The organism is Leifsonia sp. fls2-241-R2A-40a (genome assembly GCF_030209575.1).
Classification (GTDB): Bacteria; Actinomycetota; Actinomycetes; order Actinomycetales; family Microbacteriaceae; genus Leifsonia.
Genome location: NZ_JARVRS010000001.1, coordinates 699,562 through 723,934 on the forward strand (window position 1 = coordinate 699,562; position 24,373 = coordinate 723,934).

General features: G+C 69.9%; 24 protein-coding genes, 1 tRNA gene and 2 pseudogenes. 11 read left to right on the forward strand and 16 right to left on the reverse strand.

Annotation, left to right across the window (positions count from 1 at the left end; translation table 11 throughout):
- Positions 1-19: 19 nt before the first annotated feature.
- Positions 20-691 carry an ABC transporter ATP-binding protein gene (locus tag QRN40_RS03385; protein WP_285114071.1) on the forward strand — a complete coding sequence of 224 codons (672 nt, stop codon included), beginning with the start codon at positions 20-22 and terminating at the stop codon, positions 689-691.
- 23 nt (positions 692-714) lie between these two features.
- On the opposite strand, the gene QRN40_RS03390 is transcribed toward QRN40_RS03385, so the two are convergent.
- Positions 715-1,311 (reverse strand): pentapeptide repeat-containing protein, encoded by a 597-nt coding sequence (locus QRN40_RS03390; RefSeq protein WP_285114072.1) that lies wholly within the window; start codon positions 1,309-1,311, stop codon positions 715-717.
- A 74-nt stretch (positions 1,312-1,385) separates the two neighbouring features.
- Here QRN40_RS03390 and QRN40_RS03395 point away from each other — a divergent pair, with 74 nt between their 5' ends.
- A complete protein-coding gene (locus QRN40_RS03395) occupies positions 1,386-1,937 on the forward strand; it encodes an isochorismatase family protein (RefSeq protein ID WP_285114073.1) in 552 nt (183 codons plus the stop codon).
- Between the two features lie 23 nt (positions 1,938-1,960).
- A pseudogene (locus QRN40_RS03400) lies at positions 1,961-2,443 on the forward strand (DedA family protein); the annotation flags it as partial.
- A gap of 122 nt (positions 2,444-2,565) precedes the next feature.
- Here the strand turns inward: QRN40_RS03400 and QRN40_RS03405 are convergent.
- On the reverse strand, positions 2,566-3,618 hold the full coding sequence (locus QRN40_RS03405; protein WP_285114074.1) for a helix-turn-helix transcriptional regulator: 1,053 nt from the start codon (positions 3,616-3,618) through the stop codon (positions 2,566-2,568).
- Between the two features lie 99 nt (positions 3,619-3,717).
- Between QRN40_RS03405 and QRN40_RS03410 the strand changes: the two genes are divergently transcribed.
- Positions 3,718-4,170: a VOC family protein gene (locus QRN40_RS03410; RefSeq protein ID WP_285114075.1), complete on the forward strand. Its 453-nt coding sequence runs from the start codon at positions 3,718-3,720 to the stop codon at positions 4,168-4,170.
- A gap of 21 nt (positions 4,171-4,191) precedes the next feature.
- Here QRN40_RS03410 and QRN40_RS03415 read toward each other — a convergent pair whose 3' ends face one another.
- The 4 genes from QRN40_RS03415 to QRN40_RS03430 are packed head-to-tail and all read right to left on the reverse strand — an operon-like array spanning position 4,192 to position 8,208.
- Positions 4,192-5,238: a sugar phosphate isomerase/epimerase family protein gene (locus QRN40_RS03415; protein ID WP_285114076.1), complete on the reverse strand. Its 1,047-nt coding sequence runs from the start codon at positions 5,236-5,238 to the stop codon at positions 4,192-4,194.
- Complete coding sequence (locus QRN40_RS03420) at positions 5,235-6,380, reverse strand: Gfo/Idh/MocA family protein (protein ID WP_285114077.1); 1,146 nt, start codon at positions 6,378-6,380, stop codon at positions 5,235-5,237. Before QRN40_RS03420 ends, QRN40_RS03415 begins: the two co-directional genes overlap by 4 nt.
- 11 nt (positions 6,381-6,391) lie before the next feature.
- Complete coding sequence (locus QRN40_RS03425; protein WP_285114078.1) at positions 6,392-7,489, reverse strand: Gfo/Idh/MocA family protein; 1,098 nt, start codon at positions 7,487-7,489, stop codon at positions 6,392-6,394.
- Positions 7,486-8,208 (reverse strand): sugar phosphate isomerase/epimerase family protein, encoded by a 723-nt coding sequence (locus QRN40_RS03430; protein ID WP_285117433.1) that lies wholly within the window; start codon positions 8,206-8,208, stop codon positions 7,486-7,488. Before QRN40_RS03430 ends, QRN40_RS03425 begins: the two co-directional genes overlap by 4 nt.
- Before the next feature lie 167 nt (positions 8,209-8,375).
- Here QRN40_RS03430 and QRN40_RS03435 point away from each other — a divergent pair, with 167 nt between their 5' ends.
- The 5 genes from QRN40_RS03435 to QRN40_RS03455 all read left to right on the forward strand — a co-directional run bounded on the left by QRN40_RS03435 (position 8,376) and on the right by QRN40_RS03455 (position 13,480).
- On the forward strand, positions 8,376-9,566 hold the full coding sequence (locus tag QRN40_RS03435; protein ID WP_285114079.1) for an ROK family transcriptional regulator: 1,191 nt from the start codon (positions 8,376-8,378) through the stop codon (positions 9,564-9,566).
- A 63-nt stretch (positions 9,567-9,629) separates the two neighbouring features.
- Positions 9,630-10,775 carry a Gfo/Idh/MocA family protein gene (locus QRN40_RS03440; RefSeq protein ID WP_285114081.1) on the forward strand — a complete coding sequence of 382 codons (1,146 nt, stop codon included), beginning with the start codon at positions 9,630-9,632 and terminating at the stop codon, positions 10,773-10,775.
- A 2-nt stretch (positions 10,776-10,777) separates the two neighbouring features.
- Positions 10,778-11,506, forward strand: a complete 729-nt coding sequence (locus QRN40_RS03445; RefSeq protein ID WP_502878893.1) for a ThuA domain-containing protein — start codon at positions 10,778-10,780, stop codon at positions 11,504-11,506.
- A 49-nt stretch (positions 11,507-11,555) separates the two neighbouring features.
- Positions 11,556-12,599, forward strand: coding sequence for a Gfo/Idh/MocA family protein (locus tag QRN40_RS03450; RefSeq protein WP_285114083.1), 1,044 nt, complete (start codon positions 11,556-11,558; stop codon positions 12,597-12,599).
- On the forward strand, positions 12,596-13,480 hold the full coding sequence (locus QRN40_RS03455; protein WP_285114084.1) for a YqaJ viral recombinase family protein: 885 nt from the start codon (positions 12,596-12,598) through the stop codon (positions 13,478-13,480). The genes QRN40_RS03450 and QRN40_RS03455 overlap by 4 nt, the downstream gene beginning before the upstream one ends.
- Before the next feature lie 50 nt (positions 13,481-13,530).
- Here the strand turns inward: QRN40_RS03455 and QRN40_RS03460 are convergent.
- Positions 13,531-14,130 (reverse strand): annotated as a pseudogene (locus QRN40_RS03460) (DUF998 domain-containing protein); the annotation flags it as partial.
- Between the two features lie 220 nt (positions 14,131-14,350).
- Between QRN40_RS03460 and QRN40_RS03465 the strand changes: the two are divergent.
- Positions 14,351-15,319 carry an NADP-dependent oxidoreductase gene (locus QRN40_RS03465; RefSeq protein ID WP_285114085.1) on the forward strand — a complete coding sequence of 323 codons (969 nt, stop codon included), beginning with the start codon at positions 14,351-14,353 and terminating at the stop codon, positions 15,317-15,319.
- A gap of 31 nt (positions 15,320-15,350) precedes the next feature.
- Here the strand turns inward: QRN40_RS03465 and QRN40_RS03470 are convergent, their stop codons facing one another.
- The 9 genes from QRN40_RS03470 to QRN40_RS03510 form a co-directional block, all read right to left on the reverse strand.
- Positions 15,351-15,893 carry a GNAT family N-acetyltransferase gene (locus tag QRN40_RS03470; RefSeq protein ID WP_285114086.1) on the reverse strand — a complete coding sequence of 181 codons (543 nt, stop codon included), beginning with the start codon at positions 15,891-15,893 and terminating at the stop codon, positions 15,351-15,353.
- Between the two features lie 101 nt (positions 15,894-15,994).
- Positions 15,995-17,992 carry a S53 family peptidase gene (locus QRN40_RS03475; protein ID WP_285114087.1) on the reverse strand — a complete coding sequence of 666 codons (1,998 nt, stop codon included), beginning with the start codon at positions 17,990-17,992 and terminating at the stop codon, positions 15,995-15,997.
- Positions 17,993-18,193: 201 nt separating this feature from the next.
- The gene (gene rplA, locus QRN40_RS03480; protein ID WP_285114088.1) at positions 18,194-18,883 is read right to left on the reverse strand and encodes a 50S ribosomal protein L1; all 690 of its coding nucleotides are present in this window, start codon (positions 18,881-18,883) and stop codon (positions 18,194-18,196) included.
- Positions 18,884-18,955: 72 nt separating this feature from the next.
- Positions 18,956-19,387, reverse strand: a complete 432-nt coding sequence (gene rplK / locus QRN40_RS03485) for a 50S ribosomal protein L11 (RefSeq protein WP_285114089.1) — start codon at positions 19,385-19,387, stop codon at positions 18,956-18,958.
- 119 nt (positions 19,388-19,506) lie between these two features.
- A complete protein-coding gene (gene nusG, locus QRN40_RS03490; protein WP_285114090.1) occupies positions 19,507-20,427 on the reverse strand; it encodes a transcription termination/antitermination protein NusG in 921 nt (306 codons plus the stop codon).
- Between the two features lie 53 nt (positions 20,428-20,480).
- Positions 20,481-20,753: a preprotein translocase subunit SecE gene (gene secE / locus QRN40_RS03495; RefSeq protein WP_018189749.1), complete on the reverse strand. Its 273-nt coding sequence runs from the start codon at positions 20,751-20,753 to the stop codon at positions 20,481-20,483.
- Between the two features lie 42 nt (positions 20,754-20,795).
- A tRNA-Trp gene (locus QRN40_RS03500) sits at positions 20,796-20,868 on the reverse strand.
- 199 nt (positions 20,869-21,067) lie between these two features.
- On the reverse strand, positions 21,068-21,742 hold the full coding sequence (locus tag QRN40_RS03505) for a LuxR C-terminal-related transcriptional regulator (RefSeq protein WP_285114091.1): 675 nt from the start codon (positions 21,740-21,742) through the stop codon (positions 21,068-21,070).
- A complete protein-coding gene (locus tag QRN40_RS03510; protein ID WP_285114092.1) occupies positions 21,739-22,947 on the reverse strand; it encodes an ATP-binding protein in 1,209 nt (402 codons plus the stop codon). Before QRN40_RS03510 ends, QRN40_RS03505 begins: the two co-directional genes overlap by 4 nt.
- A gap of 114 nt (positions 22,948-23,061) precedes the next feature.
- Between QRN40_RS03510 and QRN40_RS03515 the strand changes: the two genes are divergently transcribed.
- On the forward strand, positions 23,062-24,366 hold the full coding sequence (locus QRN40_RS03515) for a PspC domain-containing protein (RefSeq protein WP_285114093.1): 1,305 nt from the start codon (positions 23,062-23,064) through the stop codon (positions 24,364-24,366).
- Positions 24,367-24,373: the final 7 nt, after the last annotated feature.

Genomic DNA, 24,373 nt, shown 5'->3' on the forward strand with positions numbered 1-24,373 from the left:
CCACACCCAAGGAGTCACCGTGTACACCCTCACCGATGTCACCAAGAAGTACAGCCAGTCGAAGCGCCAGGTGGTCGCGCTGGACGACGTCACCCTGGAGATCCCCGACGGACAGCTGGTCGCCATCCAGGGGCCGACCGGAGGCGGCAAGTCGACCCTGCTGCAGATGCTGGGAGCGCTCGACCGGCCCACCTCCGGCTCGGTGCAGCTCGGCTCGGACAGCCTCTCGAAACAGCGCGACGGGAAGCTGGCGAGGATCCGCGCGGAAGAGATCGGCTTCGTCTTCCAGGGCTTCAACCTCATCCCGACGCTCACCGCGCAGGAGAACGTCGAGACCGCACTGGCACCGCTCGGAGTCAGCGGAGCGGAGCGCAGGAGGCGGGCCGCCGAGGCGCTGGCCTCCGTAGGACTCGCCGATCGCGGCAACCACCTGCCGTCGGAGCTCTCCGGCGGTCAGCAGCAGCGCGTCGCCATCGCCCGGGCGCTGGTCAAGGATCCCGAGGTGCTCCTCGCCGACGAGCCCACGGGCAACCTGGACGAGGAGACCCGCGACGAGATCATGGACCTGCTCGAAGGGCTGTGGCGGGACCGCGGACTCACCGTGATCATCGTCACCCACGACACCGCCGTCGCCAAGCGCGCCCAGCGCCGGCTGCACATCAAGCACGGCCGGGTGAACGAGGTGGCGTAAGCGCCGGCCCCGTGGCCGGTCGCTCAGGGCAGCGGGACGACGACCATCCCGAGCGCCTCGGCCAGCACGACCGCCTGACGCTCGTCGATGACGGTCCCGCGCAGGACGACACCGGAGGGGTCGACGCCGGTCAGGTCGCTGCCCGCGATGCTCGCGGCGCTCAGGTCGGCGCCCTCGAGCAGCGCGGCGCTGAGGTCGCATCCTTCGAACCGGGCCTCCTGGCAGCGCGCCTCGGACAGGTCGGCCTCCCGCAGCCGGACGCCCTCGAAGGTCGTGCCGCGGAGTTCGGCGCGGCTGAGCCCGGCGAACGACCAGTTGCCGCCCTCCACGGTGAGGAGTGCGAACTCGCAGGCGTGGAAGCTGCTGCCGGTCAGCTTGCAGCGGCGGAAGGTGGCGTCGAAGAAGTTGCACGACTCGAACCGGCAGTTCACGAAGGCCGAGTCGGTGTGCTCGCTCACGTTGAAGCGCACCTTGCGAAACACGCACTCGGTGAACGTCGCCCCGGAACTGCGCAGCTCAGTCATGTCGACGTCGTCGAACACGACGCCGGTGTACTCGACCCCGTCGAGGTCGCGCCCGTACCAGTCTTCGCCTTTGATCGCGTCCTCGATGCTCGTCACCAGGCGAGCCTAGCCGCGGGGGCTGACACGGAACCGCCTCCTGCGGGTAGCATCGCCGCGCGAGGGGGATGCTCATGACGACGCTCGAGGGACGCGCCGGGACCGCACTGCTCGTGATCGATGTTCAGAACGGTGTCATCGGCGGTGCTCATCGCCGGGACGAGGTCGTGGCGGCCATCCGGTCCCTGGTGGACCGGGCCCGTGACGAGGACGTTCCGGTGGTCTGGATCCAGCACTCCGACGAGAACCTGACCCCGGGCAGCGAGGAGTGGGAGTACGTGCCCGAGCTCACGCGATCCGACACGGAGGCGCTCGTGCCGAAGAGCTACGCCGATGCGTTCGAGGACTCGACCCTCGAGTCGGTGCTCGCCGACGCCGGTGTCGGCCGCATCGTGGTGACGGGCTCGCAGACGGACGAGTGCATCCGTTCGACCATCCACGGCGGCGTGGTGCGGGGATACGACGTGACCCTGGTCGGCGACGCGCACACCACCGAGGATCTCACCGAGTGGGGTGCTCCCCCGCCCGACCTGGTGATCGCGCACACGAACCTGTACTGGTCGAACCACCGCGCACCCGGCCGCACCGCGGAGGTCGTGGACGCCGCCGAGGTCGCCTTCCGCTGAAGCGTGCCCGATACGCTCGACGCATGGCCCACGATCTCGCGAACGTCCTCGGCGACGTGGGGCCACTCGTCTTCTACCTGGTGGTCTGGGGACTCGTGTTCGCCGGCACCGGACTGTTCGTCGGCGTGTTCATCCCGTTCATCACCGGCGACTCCCTGCTGTTCGCGGCCGGGATCCTCACGGGAACCCATCCGGAGCTCTCGATCTGGGTGCTCGCCATCGGCGTGGGCGTCGCAGCGGTGCTGGGCGACCAGGTGGGCTTCTGGCTCGGGCGACGGGTCGGGCGTCCGTACCTGACGAAGCGCGGGGGCCGCTGGGTGCAGGCGGGCGTGCGCAGGGCGGAGCGCTTCTACGAGCTGTTCGGCTGGTGGTCCGTGGTGATCAGCCGGTACATCCCGTGGGGGCGCGTCTTCATCCCGCCGATCGCCGGCATCAGCGCGATGCGGTACTGGCGATTCCTGAGCGCCAACATCGTCGGAGCGCTCAGCTGGGGCGTGCTGATCACCGTCATCGGGTACTTCGCGGCGGTCAACCCGAGCGTGCGACCGGTCGCGTATATCGTCGCCGGTGTCGTGATCGTCGCGTCGCTCGTCGCAGGCGTGCGGGCCTGGGCGCTCGACCGCCGCTCTCACGCGCCGATCGCGCGCGGGGCGGGCGCCGAAGGTGCCGGCGCTGAGGGTGCCGGCGCTGAGGTTGCTGGCGCTGAGGGCGCCGGCGCTGAGGGTGCCGGCTCGGGCGACGTGCGCTGAGCCGCCTGCAGGCGGTCGGCCAGGGCGGCCGCCGTCTCGGCCAGCGGCGCTGGGCCGACGATGTCGAACGGTGCATCGAAGCGGGCGAGCGACGCCAGCAGGCCCATCCACGACCATGAGCGCGTCACGATCCGCGTGCGGTCGTCGTCGAGTTCCTCGATCTCACCCTCTGCGATCCACGGCGTCACCGCGTGCACCGGGAGGTGGATGACGACCTCGCCGATGCAGGGCAAGCGGTCCTCATCTTCCGAGCCCTTGAAGCGCGCGCCGACGAACGAGGCAGCACTTCCCGACGGCATGGTCCGTCGTTCGAATCGCGGACCGGATGGCGTCCGCGGTGTCAGCCGGTCGAGCCGGAAGATCCGCCAGGCGTCGCGGTCGAGGTCCCACGCGACGAGGTACCAGCGCGCGTCCCGCACGACCACGCCGTGCGGTTCGGCGCGACGGGGCGGGCCGTCGGATCCTGCGTAGTCGAACCGGAGCACCATCCTCCGGTGCACGGCATCGCTGACGGCCTCCAGCACTGCCGCGTCCGTGGGCGAGTCCACGGCTCCTCGCTCGAAGCGGATGCCGTCGACGCGGTGCCGCAGGCGCGACGGCATCACCTGCCGCACGGTCGCGAGCGCCCGGGCCGCGGCCTCGTCGATACCGGCACCGGAGGCGCCCGCGTATTGCAGCGCGACCGACACGGCGACCGCCTGCTCCTCGTCGAACAGCAACGGCGGCAGCTCGGAGCCGGCGGCGAGCCGGTAGCCGCCGTCCGGCCCTTTGACGGCGTCGATGCGGTAGCCGAGTTCGCGAAGCCGGTCGACGTCCCGTCTCACGGTGCGGGTGGTGACGTTCAGCCGCTCCGCCAGCGCGGAGCCGGACCAGTCGCGGCGCACCTGCAGCAGCGACAGCATGGCGAGCATCCTCGACGAGTTCCCGGTCATGGATGCAGTCTCTCGCAGGTAGAGGACCGTAGTTGTCCTCTACTCCTGTCAGCCTGGCGGAGCCGGGAAGGTCCCGGTGACGAGAGCGAGGCACAGATCATGAGCATCACCACCACATCCCACCTGAACTTCCGGGACGGCGGGGCGCGAGACGCCCTGGGCTTCTACGCCGAGGTGTTCGGCGGGGAGCTCACCATCGCCACCTACGGCGACTTCGGGATGCCTGCGGACCTTCCGGGTGCGCGAGGAGTCATGTTCGGTCAGGTGATTTCCGCGGACGGCTTCCGCATCATGGCCTACGACGTCCCGGGCGAAACGAGCGCACAGCAGCCGCGCGAGCTCTTCACGCGCAGGGAGAACGGCACGACGATCACCGATCAGGAGTACTTCGTGAGCGTTCGCGGCTCGTCTCTCGACGAGGTCTCCGGGTACTGGGAGCGGCTCGCCGACGGCGCAACCATCGTCGAACCGCTGGCCGCATCCGCCTGGTCTGCGGGCTTCGGGATGCTGACCGACCGTTTCGGCGTCACCTGGGTTCTCGACGTGGCGTGAGCCCAGGTGACGCCGGCCGGTTCAGTCCTGGTTGCTGAAGGCGGCGTCGAAGGATGCGGTCGGCTGCTTCCAGAGGAGCGAGCGGATGTAGCCCACCGCCTCCTTGGCGCCGTGCAGGCGGTCCATGCCCGCGTCTTCCCATTCGATCGAGATCGGACCGGAGTAGCCGATCGACTCGAGCGCCCGGAAGGCGTCCTCCCACGGGACGTCCCCGTGCCCGGTGGAGACGAAGTCCCAGCCGCGGCGCGGGTCGCCCCAGGGCAGGTGCGATCCGAGCACTCCGGCGCGGCCGTTCTTGGGACGCAGCCGCGTGTCCTTGCAGTCGACGTGGTAGATGCGGTCCTGGAAGTCGACGATGAAGCCGACCGGGTCGATGTCCTGCCACATCATGTGCGACGGGTCCCAGTTGAAGCCGAAGGCCTCGCGGTGGTCGATGGCCTCGAGGGTGCGGACGCTCGTCCAGTAGTCGTACGCGATCTCGGACGGATGGACTTCGTGGGCGAACCGCACTCCCTCGCCGTCGAAGACGTCGAGGATCGGGTTCCAGCGGTCGGCGAAGTCCTGGTAGCCGCGGTCGAACACCTCGGCCGGCACCGGCGGGAATTGGGCGACGTACGGCCAGATGCTCGAGCCGGTGAAGCCGACCACGGTGTCGACGCCGAGGCGCCGGGCCACCTTGGCGGTGAGCTTGAGCTCTTCCGCGGCGCGCTGCCGGACGCTCTCCGGGTCGCCGTCGCCCCACACCTTGGAGCCGACGATGGCCTGGTGACGGAAGTCGATCGGGTCGTCGCAGACGGCCTGGCCCTTGAGGTGGTTCGAGATGGCCCAGACCTTCAGGCCGTACTTGTCGAGGATGTCGAGGCGCCCCTGCAGGTACGCGTCATCCTCCGCGGCACGCCAGACGTCGAGGTGCTCGCCGGAGCAGGCGATCTCAAGACCGTCGTAGCCCCACTCGCTCGCGTACTTCGCGACTTCTTCCAGCGTCAGGTCGGCCCACTGGCCGGTGAAGAGGGTGACCGGGTGCGTGCGACCCGACTCGGCGGCCCCGGCCGCGCTGACATCCGTCATTCGTTCGTTCCTATCTCGATCCAGGTGCCCGACTCGGCCGAGTCGATCACGGCGTCGGTGATCCGCACGGCGCGCAGGCCGTCCGTGAACCGCGGCAGACCGTCGGGGCTCTCCCCGGCGACCGCCGCGTAGCTGTCGGCGACGAACGCGTTGAACGCGTCCTGGTAGCCCTGCGCGTGTCCGGAGGGCACGACGCACAGGCGCGCGGCGTCGTCACTCAGCTGGTCGGCGTCGCGCGGGATCAGCAGGCTTCCTTTGCGCCGCCCGACCCACAGCGTCTCCGGCTGCTCCTGATCGAAGGCGACACTCTCCGCGCTGCCCGCGATCTCGAGCCACAGCCGGTTCTTGCGACCGGGCGCGACCTGCGATACCAGCATGGTGCCGAGTGCTCCCGAGCGCGTCTCGATGACCACGGCGACCGCGTCTTCGGTCGTGATGCCCGCGTGCGAGGCACGCTCGGCGAAGACCGTCCGCTTGGTGGCCGACACTCGGCTGACACGGTCGCCGCTGACGAACTCGACCAGGTCGACGAGGTGCGATCCGATGTCGGCGAACGCACGCGATCGACCGCCCTGGGCGGAGTCGACCCTCCAGTTGTCGTCGTCGGAGCCGAGCAGCCAGTCCTGGAGGTAGGACGCGTTGATGCTCAACACGCGGCCTGCTTCGCCGGACGCGAAGCGCGCCCGCGCCTCCCTCACCATGGGGTGGAAGCGGTACACGAACGGCACGGTCGCTGTGCGCCCCTCCGCCGCGGCGACGAGCCGCTCGGCGTCGGCCACCGTTGTCGCGAGCGGCTTCTCGCACACCACGTCCTTGCCGGCGGCCAGCACGGCAGCGGCCTGCTCGGCATGCAGGGCGTTCGGAGTGGTCACGTGGACCACATCGATGGCGTCGTCCGCGAGCAGCTCGTCCAGGGAACCGTAGGCATGCCCGATGCCCAGTCGCTCGGCGGCCTCCGCAGAGCGCTCGGGCGTCGATGAGACGATCCCCGCCAGCTCGGCGCGAGCAGCACGGGCGGCGCGCGAGTGCACCTCCGCCATGAATCCCCCGCCGACGATCGCGACGCGGAGCTTCGCTCCGGCGGCGCTCCCCTCGCGCCGCGTGAGGCCTCCGCTGGTCGCGGCGGTGTTCTCGTCCGTCATCTCGTCCGCCCTCACGCCAGCGTTGCTGCGCGGGGGTTCCAGTCCTCCGGCAGCGCCGGAGCGACCTCGACGGTGCTCTGGACGTCGACCGGCGTCCGCGACTGCCCGGCCTCGATCGTCGAGACCATGATGTCGAGCACGTGATAGGCCTGCTCGCCGGACGCCCGCTCGGGCACACCTGCGCGGATCGCACGCGCCAGTTCGACCACGCCGATGCCGCGTCCGTCGGTGGTCCCGGTCGACGGGAAGGTCTCGATGCCGTCCGCCCCGTGCACGAGCAGCTCGCCCTCGAAGGTGTTCGGGTCGGGCACCACCAGGGTGCCCTCGACGCCCGCGACCTCGAACTGCGTGCGGCCGAGCTTGGAGTCGAAGCTGAAGACCGACTGCGCGGTCTGGCCGCTCTCGAACTCGTACAGCGCACTGACGTGGGTCGGGACGGTGACGGCGAACTCCTCGCCGGCACGAGGACCGGACCCGATCACACGGGTCTCCCGCGCCTTGGAGGCGCTGGCGCTGACGCGCGCGACCGGTCCGAAGATCTGCACGAGCGCGGTCAGGTAGTACGGGCCGATGTCGAACAGCGGCCCGGCGCCCTCCTGGAACAGGAAATCGGGGTTGGGGTGCCACGACTCCGGGCCGGGGCTCTGCATGAGGGTGAGCGCCGTCAGCGGCGCGCCGATGTCGCCGTTCTCGATGAGGCGCCGAGCCGACTGGATGCCGGAGCCGAGGAAGGTGTCCGGCGCCGTGGCGACGCGGAGCCCGCGGGCGTGCGCGGCTTCGAGCAGCTCGCGCCCGCTGGCGCGGTCGAGCGAGAAGGGCTTCTCGCTCCACACGTTCTTGCCCGCGGCGAGCGCCTGCAGCGCCACCTCCACGTGCACCTTCGGGATGGTCAGGTTCACGACGATCTCGATGTCGTCATCGGCCAGGAGGTCTTCGACCGACCCGGACCCGGCGACGCCGAACTTCTCGGCCTGCGCCTGAGCGCGCTCCAGATCGATGTCGGCCACGAAGCGGACGTCGAGGTCGGGGAACGCCGTGAGGTTCTCGAGGTACTGGTTGCTGATGACACCGGCACCGATGACGCCGACTCCGACACGACCCCCGCTCATGCGAGACCCTTCGAGGTGAGGAAGGCGAAGCTGTCGGCGACGGCCTGGAAGCGGTCGCCTCGCGAGTCGTCGAGCTCGATGACGCGAAGCGCGTCGGGCGCTGCGGCGATGATCTGCTCGATGGGAAGCGAGCCCTGGCCGACGGCGACCTGATCCTTCGTCTCCGTGGTGCCGGGGCCGTCCTTGATGTGGAGCGCGACGACGCGGTCGCCGAGCTTCGGGAGAAGCTGCACCGGGTCGTGGCCGCCGACCGCCACCCAGTAGGTGTCGACCTCGAGCACGACCTCGGGCGCGAGCCTGCCCGCGAAGAATTCGAGCGCGGTCGTGCCCTCGACGGTGCTCTCGAGCTCGTGCGCGTGGTTGTGGTAGCCGACGCGCACGCCGTGGCGCGCGGCGACCTCGGCGGCTGCGTTGAGCTGCTCGGCGATCTGGGCCACGTCGTCGGCCGTCTGCCAGCGCTCGGGGGCGACGAACGGGTCGATGACCGTCTGGATGCCCAGCTCCTTCGCTGCGCCGAAGACCTCGTCGAGGTCTCCCCCGATGAAGCTCTGGTGGGTGGTGGGCGCGGACAGCCCTGCTTCGCGCAGACCGTCGCGCAGCGCGTCACCGAAGGAGAGGAACGCGAACGGCTCGACCTGGGTGAACCCGATGTCCGCGATCCGCTGGAGGGTGCCGACCGTGTCTTCGGTCAGGAGTTCGCGGACCGTGTACAGCTGCACGGAGACTTTTGACGTCGACACAGTTCTCCTCGTCGAGTGTTGGGGAATCAGACGCGCCGGATGGCGTAGCTCTATTCAAACGGCACTTCTGCCGCCTGTCAATCAAAAGTCGACCGATGACCGCAATACTTTGAGCCGCGCACCGGCACTGTGGTTCAATACCCTCTATGACCGACAGCGCGCGAGATTCGGTGCTCGTCGCCGCAGACGCCGCTGAACTGCTGGCTATCCTGCGCGACGGCATCCCCCGCACGCGCGCCCAGCTGGCGGAGCTGACCGGGATGGCGCGCTCCACCATCGCCACCCGCATCGACACGCTCACCGCCGCAGGACTCGTCACCCCGGCCGGCGACGACGTCTCATCGGGCGGTCGTCCGCCCTCGCGCATCCGCTTCAACCCGGAGTCCCGCGTGATCATCGCCATCGACCTCGGCGCCACTCACGGGGTCGTCGCACTGACCGACCTCGCCGGCAACATCACCTCGAGCGAGTCCCGTCGGCTCCGCATCGCGGACGGACCGCTGCCCATTCTCGACTGGGCCCTCGAGACGGCGTCGGAGCTCTACATCGCGAGCGGCCGGCAGCCGGAGGAGCTCATCGGGGTCGGCGTCGGCGTGCCCGGCCCGGTCGAGCACTCGACCGGCCTCCCGGTGAACCCGCCGATCATGCCCGGCTGGGACCGCTTCGACATCCCGGCGTACATCCGCCGGGTGTTCGACGTCCCCGTGCTGGTCGACAACGACGTCAACCTCCTCGCCCTCGGCGAGCAGTCGCGGATGTGGCCGGACGAGACCGACCTGCTCTTCATCAAGGTCGCCACCGGCGTGGGTGCGGGCATCATCAGCGGCGGCCGGCTGCAGCGCGGAGCGCTCGGCTCCGCCGGCGACCTGGGGCACGTCCGTGTCCCGTTCGGCAGCGACACCCCGAGCCACGGCGAGCAGGATGCGGACCTCGAGTCGCTGGTGAGCGGCCCCGCCATCGCACGGGCGCTCACAGAGGCGGGGCTTCCCGCCGAGACCAGTGACGATGTGGTGGCGCTCGCCCGCACAGGCAACCCTGTCGTCCACAACGCCATCCGGCAGGCCGGGCGCGATCTCGGGGCGGTCGTCGCCACCTGCGTCAACCTCCTCAACCCGTCCATGATCGTCGTCGGCGGCAGCCTCTCCCGCGTCGGCGAGCAGCTCCTCGCCGGGATGCGCGAGGTCGTCTACCAGCGGTCGACGCCGCTGGCGACGCAGCACCTGACCATCACCCAGTCGCGCGCCGGTGAGACCGGCGGGGCCATGGGCGCCGCGATCATGGTCGTCCAGCGCGCACTCGACCCCGACGGGGGCACCCCGCGTACTCTGTTCCGCTGACGAGTCGGCAGCGGCACCGATCACCGTCCATCGAATCGATTCGAACCTCCTGAAAGGAGTGCCATGAGCACGCAGAGCGAATCCCTCGGCCGTCCCCTCCGCGCCGGAGTCGTCGGCCTCGGCTGGGCCGGCCAGCAGCACATGGCGGCCTACGACGCCCTCCCCGGTGTCGAGCTCGTCGCCATCGCGGGCATGGAGGACGGCCCGCGCGCCGAACTCGGCGAGAAATACGGCCTGAAGCGCCTCCACCGGGATTGGCAGGACCTGGTGGCCGAGGGCGACCTCGACGTCGTGAGCGTCGCCGTCCCCACGTTCCTGCATGCGCCGATCGCCGTGGGGGCGCTCGACGCCGGCATCCACGTGCTCAGCGAGAAGCCGATCGCCCGCACCGCCGCGGAGGCGCAGACGATGGTGGATGCGGCGCACCGCGCCGGCCGTGTGCTGGAGGTGGCGTTCAACCACCGGCGCCGCGGCGACATCGAAGCGCTGAAGGCGGCGATCGACGGCGGCCAGATCGGGCGGCCGTACCACGCCCGCGCGACCTGGCTGCGGCGTGCCGGCATCCCCGCGCTCGGAAGCTGGTTCACCAACCGCGAGATGGCGGGTGGCGGCCCGCTCATCGACATCGGCGTGCACGTGCTCGACTACGCGCTGCACCTGTTCGGCGAACCGCGCGTGATCGCCGTGTCGGCCGTCACCCACTCGGAACTCGGTGCGCGCGGACGGGGCGGCGCCACCGCCTCCAAGCAACACGTGGGGTCCGCGTACGAGGTCGAAGACCTGGCGAGCCTCCTGCTCCGCCTGGAAGGCGGCGGGTCCATCGTCATCGAGACGAGCTGGGCGGCCTACCGCCCCGCCGGCGACGAGTTCGGCATCACTCTCTACGGCACGGAGGGCGGCGCCGACCTCCGGGTCGTCGACTACGCACCCTCGGGCGAGCTCACGATCTTCACCGGCGACGGCGAGCAGAGCGAGGACATCTCGGTCACCGCCGACCCCGGTCGCGGCCACCTCGCCGTGGTGGAGACCTTCCTCGAGCATGTCGCCGACCCGGCCGACTGGTCGAACTGGGACGGCTCGCTCGCGCTCGACCGCGCCCGCGTGATCGATGCGGCGTACGAGTCCGCCCGTCTTGGCGCAGAGGTGCGCCTGGACACCTCCGGCACCGCCGCCTCCGGCATCACCGCCGACGCAACGAAGGGAGCCTGACCATGGCACTGCGCGTCACCGTCTGGAACGAGGGCGTCCACGAGGCGACCCAACCCGAGATCGCCGCGATCTACCCGCACGGGATCCACGGCGCGATCGCCGAGGGCTTGAGCGAGCTTCTCGGCGACGACGTCGCCGTCCGCACCGCGACCCTCGACGATCCCGAGCACGGCCTCAGCGAGCAGGCCCTCGCCGAGACCGACGTGCTCCTCTGGTGGGGTCACATCGCCCACGAGCGCGTCTCGGACGAGGTCGTGGAACGCGTGCGCCAGCACGTCCTCGGCGGGATGGGGCTGATCGTCCTCCACTCCGGTCACTTCTCGAAGATCTTCATCCGGATGCTCGGGACGACGTGCTCGCTCCGCTGGCGCAACCCGGAGGGCGGCGAGCGCGAGCTGGTCTGGAACGTCAACCCCACCCATCCCATCGCCGCGGGCGTCGACCAGCCGATCGTGATCGATGCGCAGGAGATGTACGGGGAGTTCTTCGACATCCCGACGCCGGACGACCTGGTCTTCATCAGCTCGTTCACCGGCGGAGAGGTGTTCCGTTCGGGTGTCACCTTCACGCGCGGACGCGGCAAGATCTTCTACTTCAGCCCGGGCGACCAGGAGTATCCGGTGTACTTCCATCCCCAGGTCCGGCGCGTCCTCGCGAACGGCGTGCAGTGGGCTGCGCCTGTCGCGGGAGTCCGTCAGGCCCCGGACGTCTCGAACCCGCAGCCCGTCTGAGCCGGCGCGTCCCGCCGCCACCGCCACCCGTCACGAGGAGATCGACGCCATGACCGACGCCCTGAGCACTCTGCCCGAGCCCCGGCATCCGGACCCAGCGGATGCGCCACCGCTGCGCTGGGGCGTGCTCGGCCCCGGCGGGATCGCTGCGGACTTCACCGACGCGCTGCACCGGCACACGCGCCAGCGCGTGGTGGCGGCGGGATCCCGATCGGCCGAGCGGGCCGCTGCGTTCGCATCCGCACACGGGGTCGAGCGCTCGCACGGCTCGTACGAGGCGCTGGTCTCCGATCCCGAGGTGGATGTCGTCTACGTCGCGACCCCGCACAGCGAGCACCTCGAGCATGCGTTGCTCGCGATCGCTGCGGGCAAGCACGTCCTCGTCGAGAAGCCGATGGCGGTGACGGCCTCCGAGGCGCGCCGGATCGTCGCGGCCGCGCGCGAAGCCGGCGTGTTCGCGATGGAGGCGATGTGGACGCGCTACCTCCCCCAGACGGACATCGTGCGTCAGCTCCTCGAACAGGGTGCCCTCGGCGACGTCCGCGTGGTCACGGCCGACTTCGGCGGCCGCGTGGAGTACGACCCGGCGAGCCGGCTCTGGAATCCGGATCTCGCCGGCGGCGCTCTGCTCGACCTGGGCGTCTACACCGTCTCCTGGGCGTCGTTCGCGCTCGGCGCCCCCGCGGGGATCATCGCGGCGGGGACTCTCGCGCCCACCGGCGTCGACGACCAGGTGTCGCTCGTCCTCTCCTCGGCGGACGGGGCCCAGGCGCTGCTCAGCACCACCCTGCGTGCGACTACCCCCTCCCTCGCCACCATCAGCGGCAGCGAGGGCCGGGTCGAGACCGACAGTCCGTTCTGGGGACCGAGCGGCCTCCGCGTGTTCCGCGCCGACGGGACGCTCGCCGCCGAGTGGCGCGACCCGTACGGACGGCCGCACCGGGACGGGATGGCCTACGAAGCCGCCGCGGTGGCGCGCTACATCGCCGAAGGACGGACGGAGTCCCCGCTGCACTCCCTCGCGGAGGCCGTCGACACGCTGGCGACCCTCGACGAAGCCCGCAGGCAAGTCGGCGCGACCCGCGTGGAGTGACAGCGACGGTCGGCGGGACGCGGCACAATGGAGAGGTGCTCGACTCCGCTCCGTACCGCAACGCCGACCTGTACCGGCCGGGCGTCCTCGCGGATCTGAGCCCGGCCCGCCCGGCGCCCGTTCCCGTCGTGCCGGCGGTTCCCGGGCAGACCGGGCACCTTGCACGTGTCGTCGCGCGGTCGAGCGACCGTGTCGGCTGGCTGCGTGCCCGCAGCCGGGGGATCACCGCGACCGACGTCGCGAAGCTCACGAGTTCGCGTTCGCTTCGCGCCGCCGTCTACGACAAGCTCCACGGCACCGGTTTCACCGGCAACAGCTACACCCAGCACGGCCGCTCCCGCGAACCGGAGATCGCCGCCTGGGTGGCCGCGACGCACGGAATCGAACCTTCCGACTACCTTTTCCACGCCGAGCGCGACCGTCGGCACCTCGCCACACCGGACGGCCTGATCGCCCGCTCGGGCGGCCGCATCGAGCTGGCCGAGATCAAGACCACGAACAAGCCGTTCCGCAGCATCCCGCGCCCCTACCTCCGCCAGATCTGGTGGCAGCAGTACGTGCTCGGCGCCGAGCGCACCCTGTTCGTGTGGGAGCAGCACGACGGTTTCGTCCCGCTGCGCGACGAGCCCGAGTGCCGCTGGGTGGATCGCGACGACGCCGAGATCGCGAAGCTGGTCTCTCTCGCCGCCGATCTGATCGAGCTGCTGCGTCAGGCCACTTCGGCAGGGGTCGCGCCGGCATCCGGCTCGCCGACGGCGATGATGCCCAAAGCGGCACCGACACCCGCACCTGCTCCCGCATCCGTACCTGCGGAGGCCGCGCCCGCGCTCATCCCGCTGTCGGCCATCGCCACCGGGATGCGCGTCAGCGCCACCGCGTAGACCGCGATCCACGCGACGGCGACTGTCGTTCCGATCAGTTCCAGCCACGCGCCGACGTCGGCCCTGACGCGGACGATCGCCAGCAGGCCGCCGATGATCGTGATGACCGCGACCGCGCCGCAGCTGAGCCGGGAGAGCCGTGACAGGCGCGGAAGCCCGCGGCTGAACCCCACCTGAAGCATCGCGACGCACGCCGCGGCGAAGCCGAGCACCGCGGAGACGGTGTGCACCAGATCCTGGATGGTCGACTTCGGGTCGACGAGCGGAACCGGACAGTACGCCGTGCACGTCACCTGCGACGCGAGCACGAAGCACAGCGCTGCGAAGCCCAGGGTGAGGGCGGGGGCCCACCGGCCGAGCACGGGGACCGAGGACCTCACATGCCCGCTGGCCAGGGCGATGGCGAACCCGCCCGCCGCGATCAGCAGCAGTGCGACGGCGAACGGACCCGCCGTGGGGGCGCCGCGCGCACCGAGCTCGCTCACGTACACCGGGTACGGCACGGTGAGCCGTGCCGCCCAGATGACGGTCAAGCCGCCGAGCACGCAGATCGTCCCGATCGCGAGCAGGATGGGCACGGCACGCTGCCAGCCTCGGGCGACCAGCGGGACGCCGAACGGATCGCGGGCGATCCGCAGCAGTCGTCGCACCTGTCGCTCCTCGGTCAGCTCGCCGTCGTACAGTCACCACGCCTCGGGCCGGGCGCAGGTCGAAGCATCCTATCCGACCCCCTACTGAGAACGACCTGGGGGTATCCGAAACAGACTGTTCACATGCGGTGACGCTGCCGTAACACCGCGGAATCGCGGGCAGGATTGACTGAAGATCGGCCGCGCTGCCGGTGCCGGCCCACCGACGAGGGGACGATCGATGCCGAAGACGATGCGGGCCGCGCTTCTGGATGCCGCCGGAGGGCCGGACGCCCTCCGGATCGGGGAGACCGCGTATCCCGACCGCGTCAACGCGGAGTTCCTGGTGAAGGTCGTCGCGTCGAGCGTCAACCCGATCGATGCGAAGACCCGGGCGGGGCGCGGCGTCTTCGGCGCTGTGCACGACTTCCCTGCGGTGCTCGGGCACGACTTCAGCGGCGTCGTCGTGGAGTCGCCGTTCAGCGCGCATCCCATCCGGCCCGGGGACGAGGTGTTCGGGATGGTGATGGTCCCGCGCCTCGGGGGCAGCTATGCCGAGTACGTCTCGGTGCCGTCGCTCAGCCTGGTGCGGAAGCCGTCGACCCTCAGCCACATCGAGGCGGCCGGTGTCCCCCTCGCCGCGCTGACGGCGTGGGGCATGGTGGTGGAGGTGGCGAAGGCCCACGACGGCCAGCGGATGCTCATCCACGCGGGCAGCGGAGGCGTCGGGCACTTCGCGGTGCAGTTCGCGTCGTACTTCGGCGCCCACGTGATCGCGACGGCGTCGGGAGGGAAAGCGTCGTGGCTCCGCTCGCTCGGAGCCGCGGAGGTCATCGACCACACGACGACGCGGTTCGAGGACGTCGTCCACGACGCCGACGTGGTGATCGACCTGGTCGGCAACGTGCACGACGACACCGGCACCCGGTCGCTCTCCGTGCTGCGCCCCGGCGGCCTGATCGTCAACGTTCCGACCGGAAGCTGGCCCACCTTCGCGGAGGAGGTCGCGGCCGCGGGCGTCCGCGGCACCGACTACAAGGTCGCGCCCGACGGCAGCACGCTCGCCGTCATCGCCCGGCTGCTGGAGTCCGGCAACGTCCGCGTGCACGTCGACCAGATCTTCGCGCTCGACGAGATCGCGGACGCGCACCGTGCCATCGAGAGCGGTCACACGCGCGGCAAGCTCGTGATCAAGGTCGCCGAAGGCTGAGCGACCGGCGGATCCGGCGGACCTAGCGGCCCTAACGGACCGTCAGCGCCCGCTCCATCACCCAGTCGTCCTCGTAGCGGTCACCGACGAGGAAATGCTTCGTCCCGACCCGCTCGAAGCCGTGCTTGCCGTAGAAGCGCTGAGCGCGGGCGTTCTCCTCGTTGACGCCGAGCCACATCCCCTCGGCTCCGGCGTCGGTTCCCACCCGCAGGCTCTCCGTCAGGAGCCGGCCCGCGACTCCCTCTCCGTGATGGCCCGGCAGCACGTAGCACTTGCTGAGCTCGGCCGTGGGACGGATGCGGATGCTGCCGCTCACATCGCCGTCGGCGGGCTCGCCCAGGTTGACCATCGTGTAGCCCACGGCGAACCCGTCAGCGTCCTCTGCGATGAGCAGCCGTCGGGAGTCGTCGGTCAGGTACTCGGCGAAGCGCTCCTCCGAGAGCACGGACGCGATGAACGCGGCTTTCGCCTCGTCGGTCGTGTGCGGCGGACAGGCGAGCGGGAAGGTCGCCGCGGCGACGGCGGCGAGTGCTGCGGCATCGTCCGGGACGGCTGTGCGGATGGTGACGGTCACCCTCCCAGCCTAGCCAGCCCGCCCCGGCCGGGCCGCACACAGCGGACCGGCCGCCTCCCCTGCGGGAGACGGCCGGTTCGTGTCGCCGGGACGCGGTGCGGCTAGTGCCGCCCCTGCGCCACCCAGCTGAGCAGGTCGAACGAGACGCCGCCGAGGCCGGTGACGTCGTCGTAACCCTTCGCCGTCTTCAGCGAGGTGTCCTGATCCATCGACACCAGGTAGGTGTTGCCGCTGATCTTGCTCGTGTACACCAGCGCCTGGGTCGGGTTCTGCGGCAGCACGTCACGGAAGGCGTTCGGCACGATGCGCTTCACTCCGTACAGCGTCGGGTTCGCGAACCCGATGGTGGAGTGCGTCGCCTGCTGCACGATCGCGATCTGGGCTGCGACGATCGGCGAGGCCAGCGACGTTCCGCCGTAGGTCTCGTTGATGTAGTCGCCGGTGGCCAGCGTGGTGTCGTCGACGATCGGGCGGATGCCGATCAGGAACCCGGTGTACGGGTCGGCCAGGGCGGCCACGTCCGGCGAGACCCGCTTGCCGTTCGCGAGGGCCGCCGGCACGATGCCGCGCTGGTAGTCCGGCTGTGCGAAGACGCCGCTGACGCCTCCACCCGCTCCGCCGACGAACCGGGTACCCGGAAGCGGCTGGGCGTAGCTGAGCGTGCCGTCCGTGTTCTTCACGATCTGGTCGAACGCGTCGCCCCAGCCCGTCTCCCACGCGATCTTGCCGTTCTTGTCGATCGCCGTGCTCGTGCCGCCCACCGAGGTCACCCACGGGGAGGAGGCCGGGAAGTCCGGCGACGGGAAGCCGAGGTTGGCCACCTCGTCACCGTTGTCACCGCTGGAGAAGTACAGGCCGATGCCCTCGCCCGCAGCCTGGAGCTGCAGGTTCACCTCACCCTGGATGACGTCGGCCGGAACAGCCTCGCCCACGTTGCCGTAGCTGTTGCTGACGATGTTCGCGAGCTTGTTGTCCAGGATCTTCGACATGGCGATGTCGAGGCCGCCGCCGCAGTCCGTGCCGCCGACGTACAGGATGCGCGCACCCGGTGCGATGGCGTGCACCGACTCGACGTCGAGCGTCTGCTCGCCCTGCCATCCACTCGGCTGCTGGCACAGGTCCTTGTCGGTGAACTCGCTGGCCTTCGGCACGAGCTGCTGGTAGCTGGAGTTCGTCAGACCCGGCTCGCCGTTCTGCTGCGAGTAGCTGTTGACGTCCTTCAGGATGCTCGGGCTGGCGTAGGCGTCGATGATCGCGACCGTCTGGCCGGTGCCGTTGATGCCCTTCTTGCCCAGGTCGGACAGGCCGTACGCGCTGCGCAGCTGCTGCGGGGTGTACCCGCAGTTGTTGGTGCTGTACGTCGTCTGGCCGTTGTACGCCGGCGGGACGGTCACGACGTGCTCGCCGATGTAGTGCGAGCAGGGAGCGTCGATGACGGGGGCCGCGGCGGCAAGCTTGCGCGAGACCTGCGGGTCACCGGTGGGTCCCAGGTCGCCCTGCTTGATCGAGTCGGGGCGCGTCGTCGTACGCGACTGCTCGATGCTGATCGCGGACACCTTGCCGGCGAGGGATGCGGGCACCGACGGCGCGGAGGCCGGGGCGATGAGCTTGCGGTCTGCGTGGTTGTACGCGTGCAGCGACGTGCCGAAGATGGACCCGAGCTGCTCGGCCGTTCCGCGGAAGACCACGTACTGGCGGCTGTCCGGCACGCCCTGGATGGTCAGACCCGCTGCCTTGAGGAAGCTGAGGATCGATTGGAAATCCGCCTTCGTCGGCGAGAAGCGATTGATCCACTGCTGAGGCGCGAGGGCCTTGCGGTATCCGCGGTCGAGCGGGTTCGAGACCGCCTTGGCGAGCGCCTCTGCGCCCTTCTGGTCGCGCAGCGGGAGATAGATCTCGCCCTGAACGGTGGTGTCGGCAGCGGCCGCACCGGCGTCGTTCGCCGCGGTCGCCCAGGATGGTACGGAGCCTGCATAGGTCACACGGTCGGCCGCGTTGGCCGCCGACGCCCCTGCCAATGACATCGCCACCACGGCAGACGTGGTGGCGATGATTCCGAGCGCCCTCTTGTGGAGAGATCTCGTGGTTCGAAGTGCCATGAATGTCATCCTTAGCTCGAACGGACTCGACTGCGAGTCATCGCGCGGCGCGCGGTAATGGCGACCCTAGACCGCGGCATTCACCAGCCGCAAGAGGGGGTAGAACCTTTCGTTGGGCAATTTGCTGCGGATGAACGAAAACAGACGGGGCCGGAGCCGACAAGCGGCTCCGACCCCGTCGGAAGTGTTCGCAGAACGAACTCAGATGGCGTTGACGTCCAACGGGATGCCCGGGCCGAACGTGGTCGACACGGCGCCCTTCTGGATGTAACGGCCCTTCGCCGCGGACGGCTTGAGGCGGACGACCTCTTCGAGAGCGGTCGAGATGTTGTCGTTCAGCTGCTCGGCGGTGAAGCCGGCCTTGCCGACGACGAAGTGCACGTTGGCGTGCTTGTCGACGCGGAACTCGATCTTTCCGCCCTTGATGTCGGAGACGGCCTTGGCCACATCCGGGGTGACCGTTCCGGTCTTCGGGTTCGGCATGAGACCGCGCGGACCGAGCACCTTACCGAGGCGACCGACCTGGCCCATGAGCTCCGGGGTGGAGACGGCCGAGTCGAAATCGGTGTAGCCGCCGGCGACCTTCTCGATCAGCTCGGCGCCGCCGACCTCGTCCGCTCCGGCCGCGATGGCCGCCTCAGCGGCCGGACCGGTCGCGAAGACGATGACGCGGGCGGTCTTGCCCGTACCGTGAGGAAGAATGACGGTACCGCGGACCATCTGGTCCGCCTTGCGGGGGTCGACGCCCAGCTTCAGCGCGACCTCGACGGTCGAGTTGAACTTCGCGGAGCCGGTCTCCTTCGCCAGGGCGACGGCCTCTTCGGGGGTGTAGAACTTTCCGGCCTCGATCTTCTCGGCCGCGGCCCGGTAGGCCTTTGACTTCTGTGCCATGTGATTTCTCCTAACGAGAATGTGGTGCGAGCCTGGCCGGCTCTTCCACGAGATGTCCTGAGGGGGTCGGGCTTACGCCTCGACCGTGATGCCCATCGAGCGGGCGGTGCCGGCGATGATCTTCGACGCAGCGTCGATGTCGTTCGCGTTGAGGTCGACCATCTTCTGCTCGGCGATCTGGCGCACCTGCTCCTGGGTCAGCTTGCCGACCTTGTTGGTGTGCGGCACGCCGGAGCCCTTGGGGACGCCTGCAGCCTTCTTGATCAGCTCGGCGGCCGGCGGGGTCTTCAGGACGAACGTGAACGAACGGTCCTCGTAGACGGTGATCTCGACGGGGATGACGTTGCCGCGCTGCGACTCGGTCGCCGCGTTGTACGCCTTGCAGAACTCCATGATGTTCACGCCGTGCTGACCCAGGGCCGGGCCGATGGGCGGGGCCGGGTTAGCGGCGCCGGCGTTGATCTGAAGCTTGATCAGACCGGTGACCTTCTTCTTCGGTGCCATGTCTCTTCCTTCTTTGTGTATTCGAGCGGCTCAGGCGGCAGCCCTCGTCGCTCTCCCGGTTTCTCGGCCCTTCCGAGACCCGGTGTTCTGAAAAACAGTGGGGAGGCTCTTTATGTTCCCTAGAGCTTCGTGACCTGGTCGAAGCTGAGCTCGACCGGGGTCTCGCGCTCGAACAGGGAGACGAGAACCGTGAGCTTGCCGCTCTCCGGCTTGATCTCGCTGATGGAGCCGGGCAGGCCCGCGAACGAGCCTTCCTTGATGGTGATGGTCTCGCCGATCTCGAAGTCGACCTCGGCCGGGATGACGCGCGCGGCGGTCTTCTGGCCCTTCGCTGCACCCTTCGCCGGAGCGGCCTCGACCTGCACGAGGCTCTTCAGCATCGAGAAGGCCTCTTCGAAGCGAAGCGGCGTGGGGTTGTGCGCGTTGCCGACGAAGCCGGTGACACCCGGCGTGTGGCGGACGACCGACCAGCTGTCCTCGTTGAGGTCCATGCGCACCAGCACGTAGCCGGGGATGCGCACGCGGTTGACCATCTTGCGCTGGCCGTTCTTGATCTCGACGACATCCTCCATGGGGACCTGCACCTCGTAGATGTAGTCCTCCATGTTCATCGAGACCATGCGGTTCTCGATGTTGGACTTCACGCGGCGCTCGAAGCCCGCGTACGAGTGGATGACGTACCACTTGCCCAGCTTGGAGCGCAGCTCCGCGCGGAACTCCTCGTAGGGATCGGTGGACGTTTCCTCCTCGTCGACGACCGCCTTCAGAGCGGCCTCCGCCTCGTCCTCGTCGTCGACCTCGAGGGCCTCGTCGACGGCACGGTCGGCCTCGGGGTCGACGGCCTCGGCCATGGCGTCGAGCACCGCGTCGAGGTCGATCTCGGTTCCATCGTCGGCGACGACGTGCAGCGCCTCGTGCTCGGCGGAGTCGGATGCTTCGTCCTCGCTGGCGAGGACGTTACCGGTCTGCGCCTCGTCGTCCTCGGAGGACTGCTCAGCAGCGGGCGCCCAGTCCACGTCGTCGCGATTCGTCTCAGACACTGAATTCATTCCATTTCTTGTCGGGGAGGCCGGTGCGGCCCGTTCGACGTCGTCTACTTCGGGTTTCCGAACACCCAGACGACACCCATGCCGAACACCCAGTCAAGGAGTGACACGAGAGCCATCATGATCACCACGAAGACGAGTACGACGCCGGTGTAGCTGAACAGCTCTTTGCGGGTCGGCGTGACGACCTTCTTGAGTTCGCCGATGACCTGCCGGATGAACAGGGCGATCCGCGCGAAGGGGTTGCGCCGTGCGGCGCGGTCCTTCTTCGCGTTGGCGACGATCTCCTCGCTCGGCTCGTCGATTACCTTTCGGGCCACCTCGTTACACCTTTCGTGGATCGGCACCTGGGTACCGACTTGCAGGGCGGACAGGAATCGAACCTGCAACCTGCGGTTTTGGAGACCGCTGCTCTGCCAATTGAGCTACCGCCCTATGGAAGCGAATTACCGACTTCCTGCGCTGGCTCCTCTAGGCTAACCGATCGAGCATCCGAACGTGCTGCGGATGCCGACCGGAGCGAGGCAGTGCTGCCGTCGCCACACCGGAAAAAGGGCGCAGAAAAGCTTGGCAGATTCAACCACCGCGTCAAGTGTACGGGACGCACCAGGTCGGCCGCAAAGCGGTCGGACGGTCACAGCAGTTTGCGCTCGAGCGCCCATGCCGTCAGCTCATGCCGGGACGACAGCTGCAGCTTGCGGAGCACCGCCGACACGTGCGTCTCGACGGTCTTGATCGAGATGAACAGCTCCGCGGCGACCTCTTTATAGGCGTAGCCGCGCGCGATGAGCCGCATCACTTCCCGCTCGCGCGCCGACAGGCGGTCGAGCTCATCGCTCGTCTCCGCCTGTTCACCCGAAGCGGCGCCGAAGGCGTCGAGGACGAAACCCGCCAACCGCGGGGAGAACACGGCGTCTCCTCCCGCCACGGCGACGACCGCATCGCTGACCTGCTGACCCGAACTGCCCTTGGTGAGGTAGCCGCGCGCGCCGGCCCGGATCACCCCGACGACGTCCTCGGCCGCGTCGGAGACGCTGAGAGCCAGGAAGCGCGTCGACGGCGCCTCGGCGGTGGTCCGTCGCACCACCTCCGCTCCCCCGCCGCCTGATCCGCCGGGGAGGTGCACATCCAGCAGCACCACCTCCGGTCGCGTCTGCAGCACGATCGCGACCGCGGCGTCCACGTCTGCAGCTTCTCCGAGGACCTGCAGCCGCTCGTCCAGGTCGGCGCGGAGGCCGGAGCGGAAGATCGAGTGGTCGTCCACGATCACCACCGTCACGGGTCGGCCTGCGTCGTCGGATTCGCTCATGTCGTCTCGCTCGGGATGTCGATGGTCAGCTGGATCTCGGTGCCGGTCCCCCGCGCCACGACGGCCGCCTGCCCGCCTGCGCGGCGCATCCGGCCGATGATCGATTCTCTGACACCGAGGCGTCCCTCGGGAAGGGCGCCCAGATCGAAGCCGGGTCCGCGGTCCCGCACGAACACATCCACCCGCCCCGCCGCATGCTCGACGTACACGGACACCTCGCCTCCGGCGTGGCGCGCGGCGTTGAGCATGGCCTCCCGGGCCGCGGCGCCGAGTTCGGAGGGCGCGCGGCGTACCGGTTCTCCCACCGAGACGACGTCGAAGTGCACGGCATGCTCCACCTCGAGCGCTGCCGCGACATCCCGCAGCTCCGCGGCGAGGTCGCGCTCCTCAGCAGCGCTCGCGGCCCGTCCGTCGGTGTACAGCCAGTCCCGCAGCTCGCGCTCCTGCGCCCGCGCGATGCGGCCCACCTCGCTCGACGCGCCCGCGCGGTTCTGGATGAGCGCGAGCGTCTGCAGGACGGAGTCATGGAGGTGCGCAGCCATCTCCGCGCGCTGCTCCTCCTTGATGCGGGCCGTGCGCTCGGAGATCAGCTCCCGCCACAGCCGCAGACCCCACGGCGCCACCAGTACCGCGGCGCCGGCGAAGGTCGTGATGAGGATGCCCAGCCACAGCATCCCGGAGCCGCCGACGTTCTGGGTGAAGGCGATCGCCAGCGCCACGACGACGAGGAAGGCGCCGCATGAGATCCGGAAGGCGGTCGGCGAGAGGGGTGCGAATGCGACCGGTTCCTCGTCGGCGAGCTGCTCCCAGGCCACCGCGACCACCAGCAGCGCCGCACAGGCGGCGAGTGCGCCGAACGCGGGTGCGAGCGCACCGCCGGCGGCCAATACGACGGCGGCGATCCCGGAGGCGGCTCCCGCACCGGCGAGCACCCACGGGACGTTCACCCGGCGGCGCACGCCGTCGGTCGGATCGAAGTCCCCAGGGCCGCGCAGCGGCGTCAGTGCCCACAGCCAGAGGTAGAGCAGGATGCCGGCTCCGCCCAGGAACGTGGCGCCGACGAACGCCCAGCGCACCGCGGCCACCGGCCAGCCCAGGTGATCGGCGAGCGCGACGCTCACCCCGCTGACCGCGCACGAGCGCGGACGGGCCAGCGGCGGGCGCTGGACTCCGGCCCGAGGACCGGCGGGTGCTGTCGGCGACATAGCCACGATCCAAGCAGACCCCGGTGCCCCCCGCACCCGAAGAGGGAATTGATCAGGGTCCGCTCAGGGGTTCACCGGATACCCCGCCCACATGGCCCCCGCCAGGATGGGAGCATGTCACAGAACGATTCGACTCCCCCGGTGGGAACGCCCGCGAACCCGTACGGAGGGCCGCGGAGCGGATTCTCCGGTCGCGGGACCCGGTTCTTCGATTGGATGCGCGGGCTCGGCGTCGTGCGCGCCGACGGCTGGCTCGGCGGCGTCTCCGCCGGCATCGCCTACCGCCTCGGCATCGACCCGCTGATCGTGCGCGGCATCATCGTGGTCGCCGGCATCCTCGGCGCCCCCGTCCTGCTGCTGTACGCGGCGGCCTGGGCGCTGCTCCCGGACCGGGAGGGCCGCATCCACCTGCAGCAGCTGTTCGAGGGCGACTTCGAGCCGCCGATCGTCGCGATCGGCGTGATGGTCCTGCTGTCGCTGCTGCCGTGGACGAGCGGCGGATGGTGGGCCGACGGACCGTTCTGGGGGCTCCCGGCGTGGGGTGACGTGATCGGCCGCGTCATCTGGACGCTGGTCGTGATCGGCGCGGTCGTCGCGTTGATCGTCGTCGCGGTGCGGAATTCGGACGCCCGCGCCGCGGGGGCGGCGTGGGCTCCGAGCACCGCGACGGGTGCTGCTGGTGCTAGGCCTGATGCACCTGCTGCGTCGCCGTCGGGGGCCGCGCCGCAGGGTGCGGCGGCGGCTTCCGCGACGATGGCTGCATCCGCCACGACGGCTGCATCCGCCACGACGGCCGATGGAACGGTGGAACTGCCGGTGGCGGAGGGTACGACTGCTCCAGCGGAGCGCCTGGATGACACGGTGCAGCTCGACATCGCCGCAGAGCCGACGGCGCCGCCCGCGCCGCCCCTCGGCGCCTCGCCGGACGACGTCGCCGACTGGCAGCAGCGCCAGGCGCAGTGGCGGGCAGAGCACGCGGCGTGGAAGCAGCGCCTTGCTGCGGACATGCGCGCGGTGAAGGCCCAGCGCTCGGCCGAATTGCGGACACAGGTCGCTGCGGCCACAGCGGAGGCCGCCGCGCGGCGGGAGGCCTACCGCGCGGCCAACCCTCGCGTCGGTGCCGCCGTCGGCTGGCTGACCGTCGGTCTGGCGCTCGTCGCGGGCTCGCTCGTGGCGATCGTCTGGCCCCAGCTGCCCGATGTCGCCCGCTTCACGACAGCGGCCGGGCTTGCGGCGGCGACCCTGGTGGTGGGCGTGGCCGTCTTCATCGCGGGGCTCGCCCGGCGCCGCAGCGGCTTCCTCATCTTCCTGGGGATCGTCCTCGCCGTCCTGACGGTGGCCGCGCTCATCCTGACCGGCGACGGCGTGGCCGGGATCCGCATCACGACCGAGGGCCTCCCGGTCCTCTTCCAGCACTGAGCCTTCG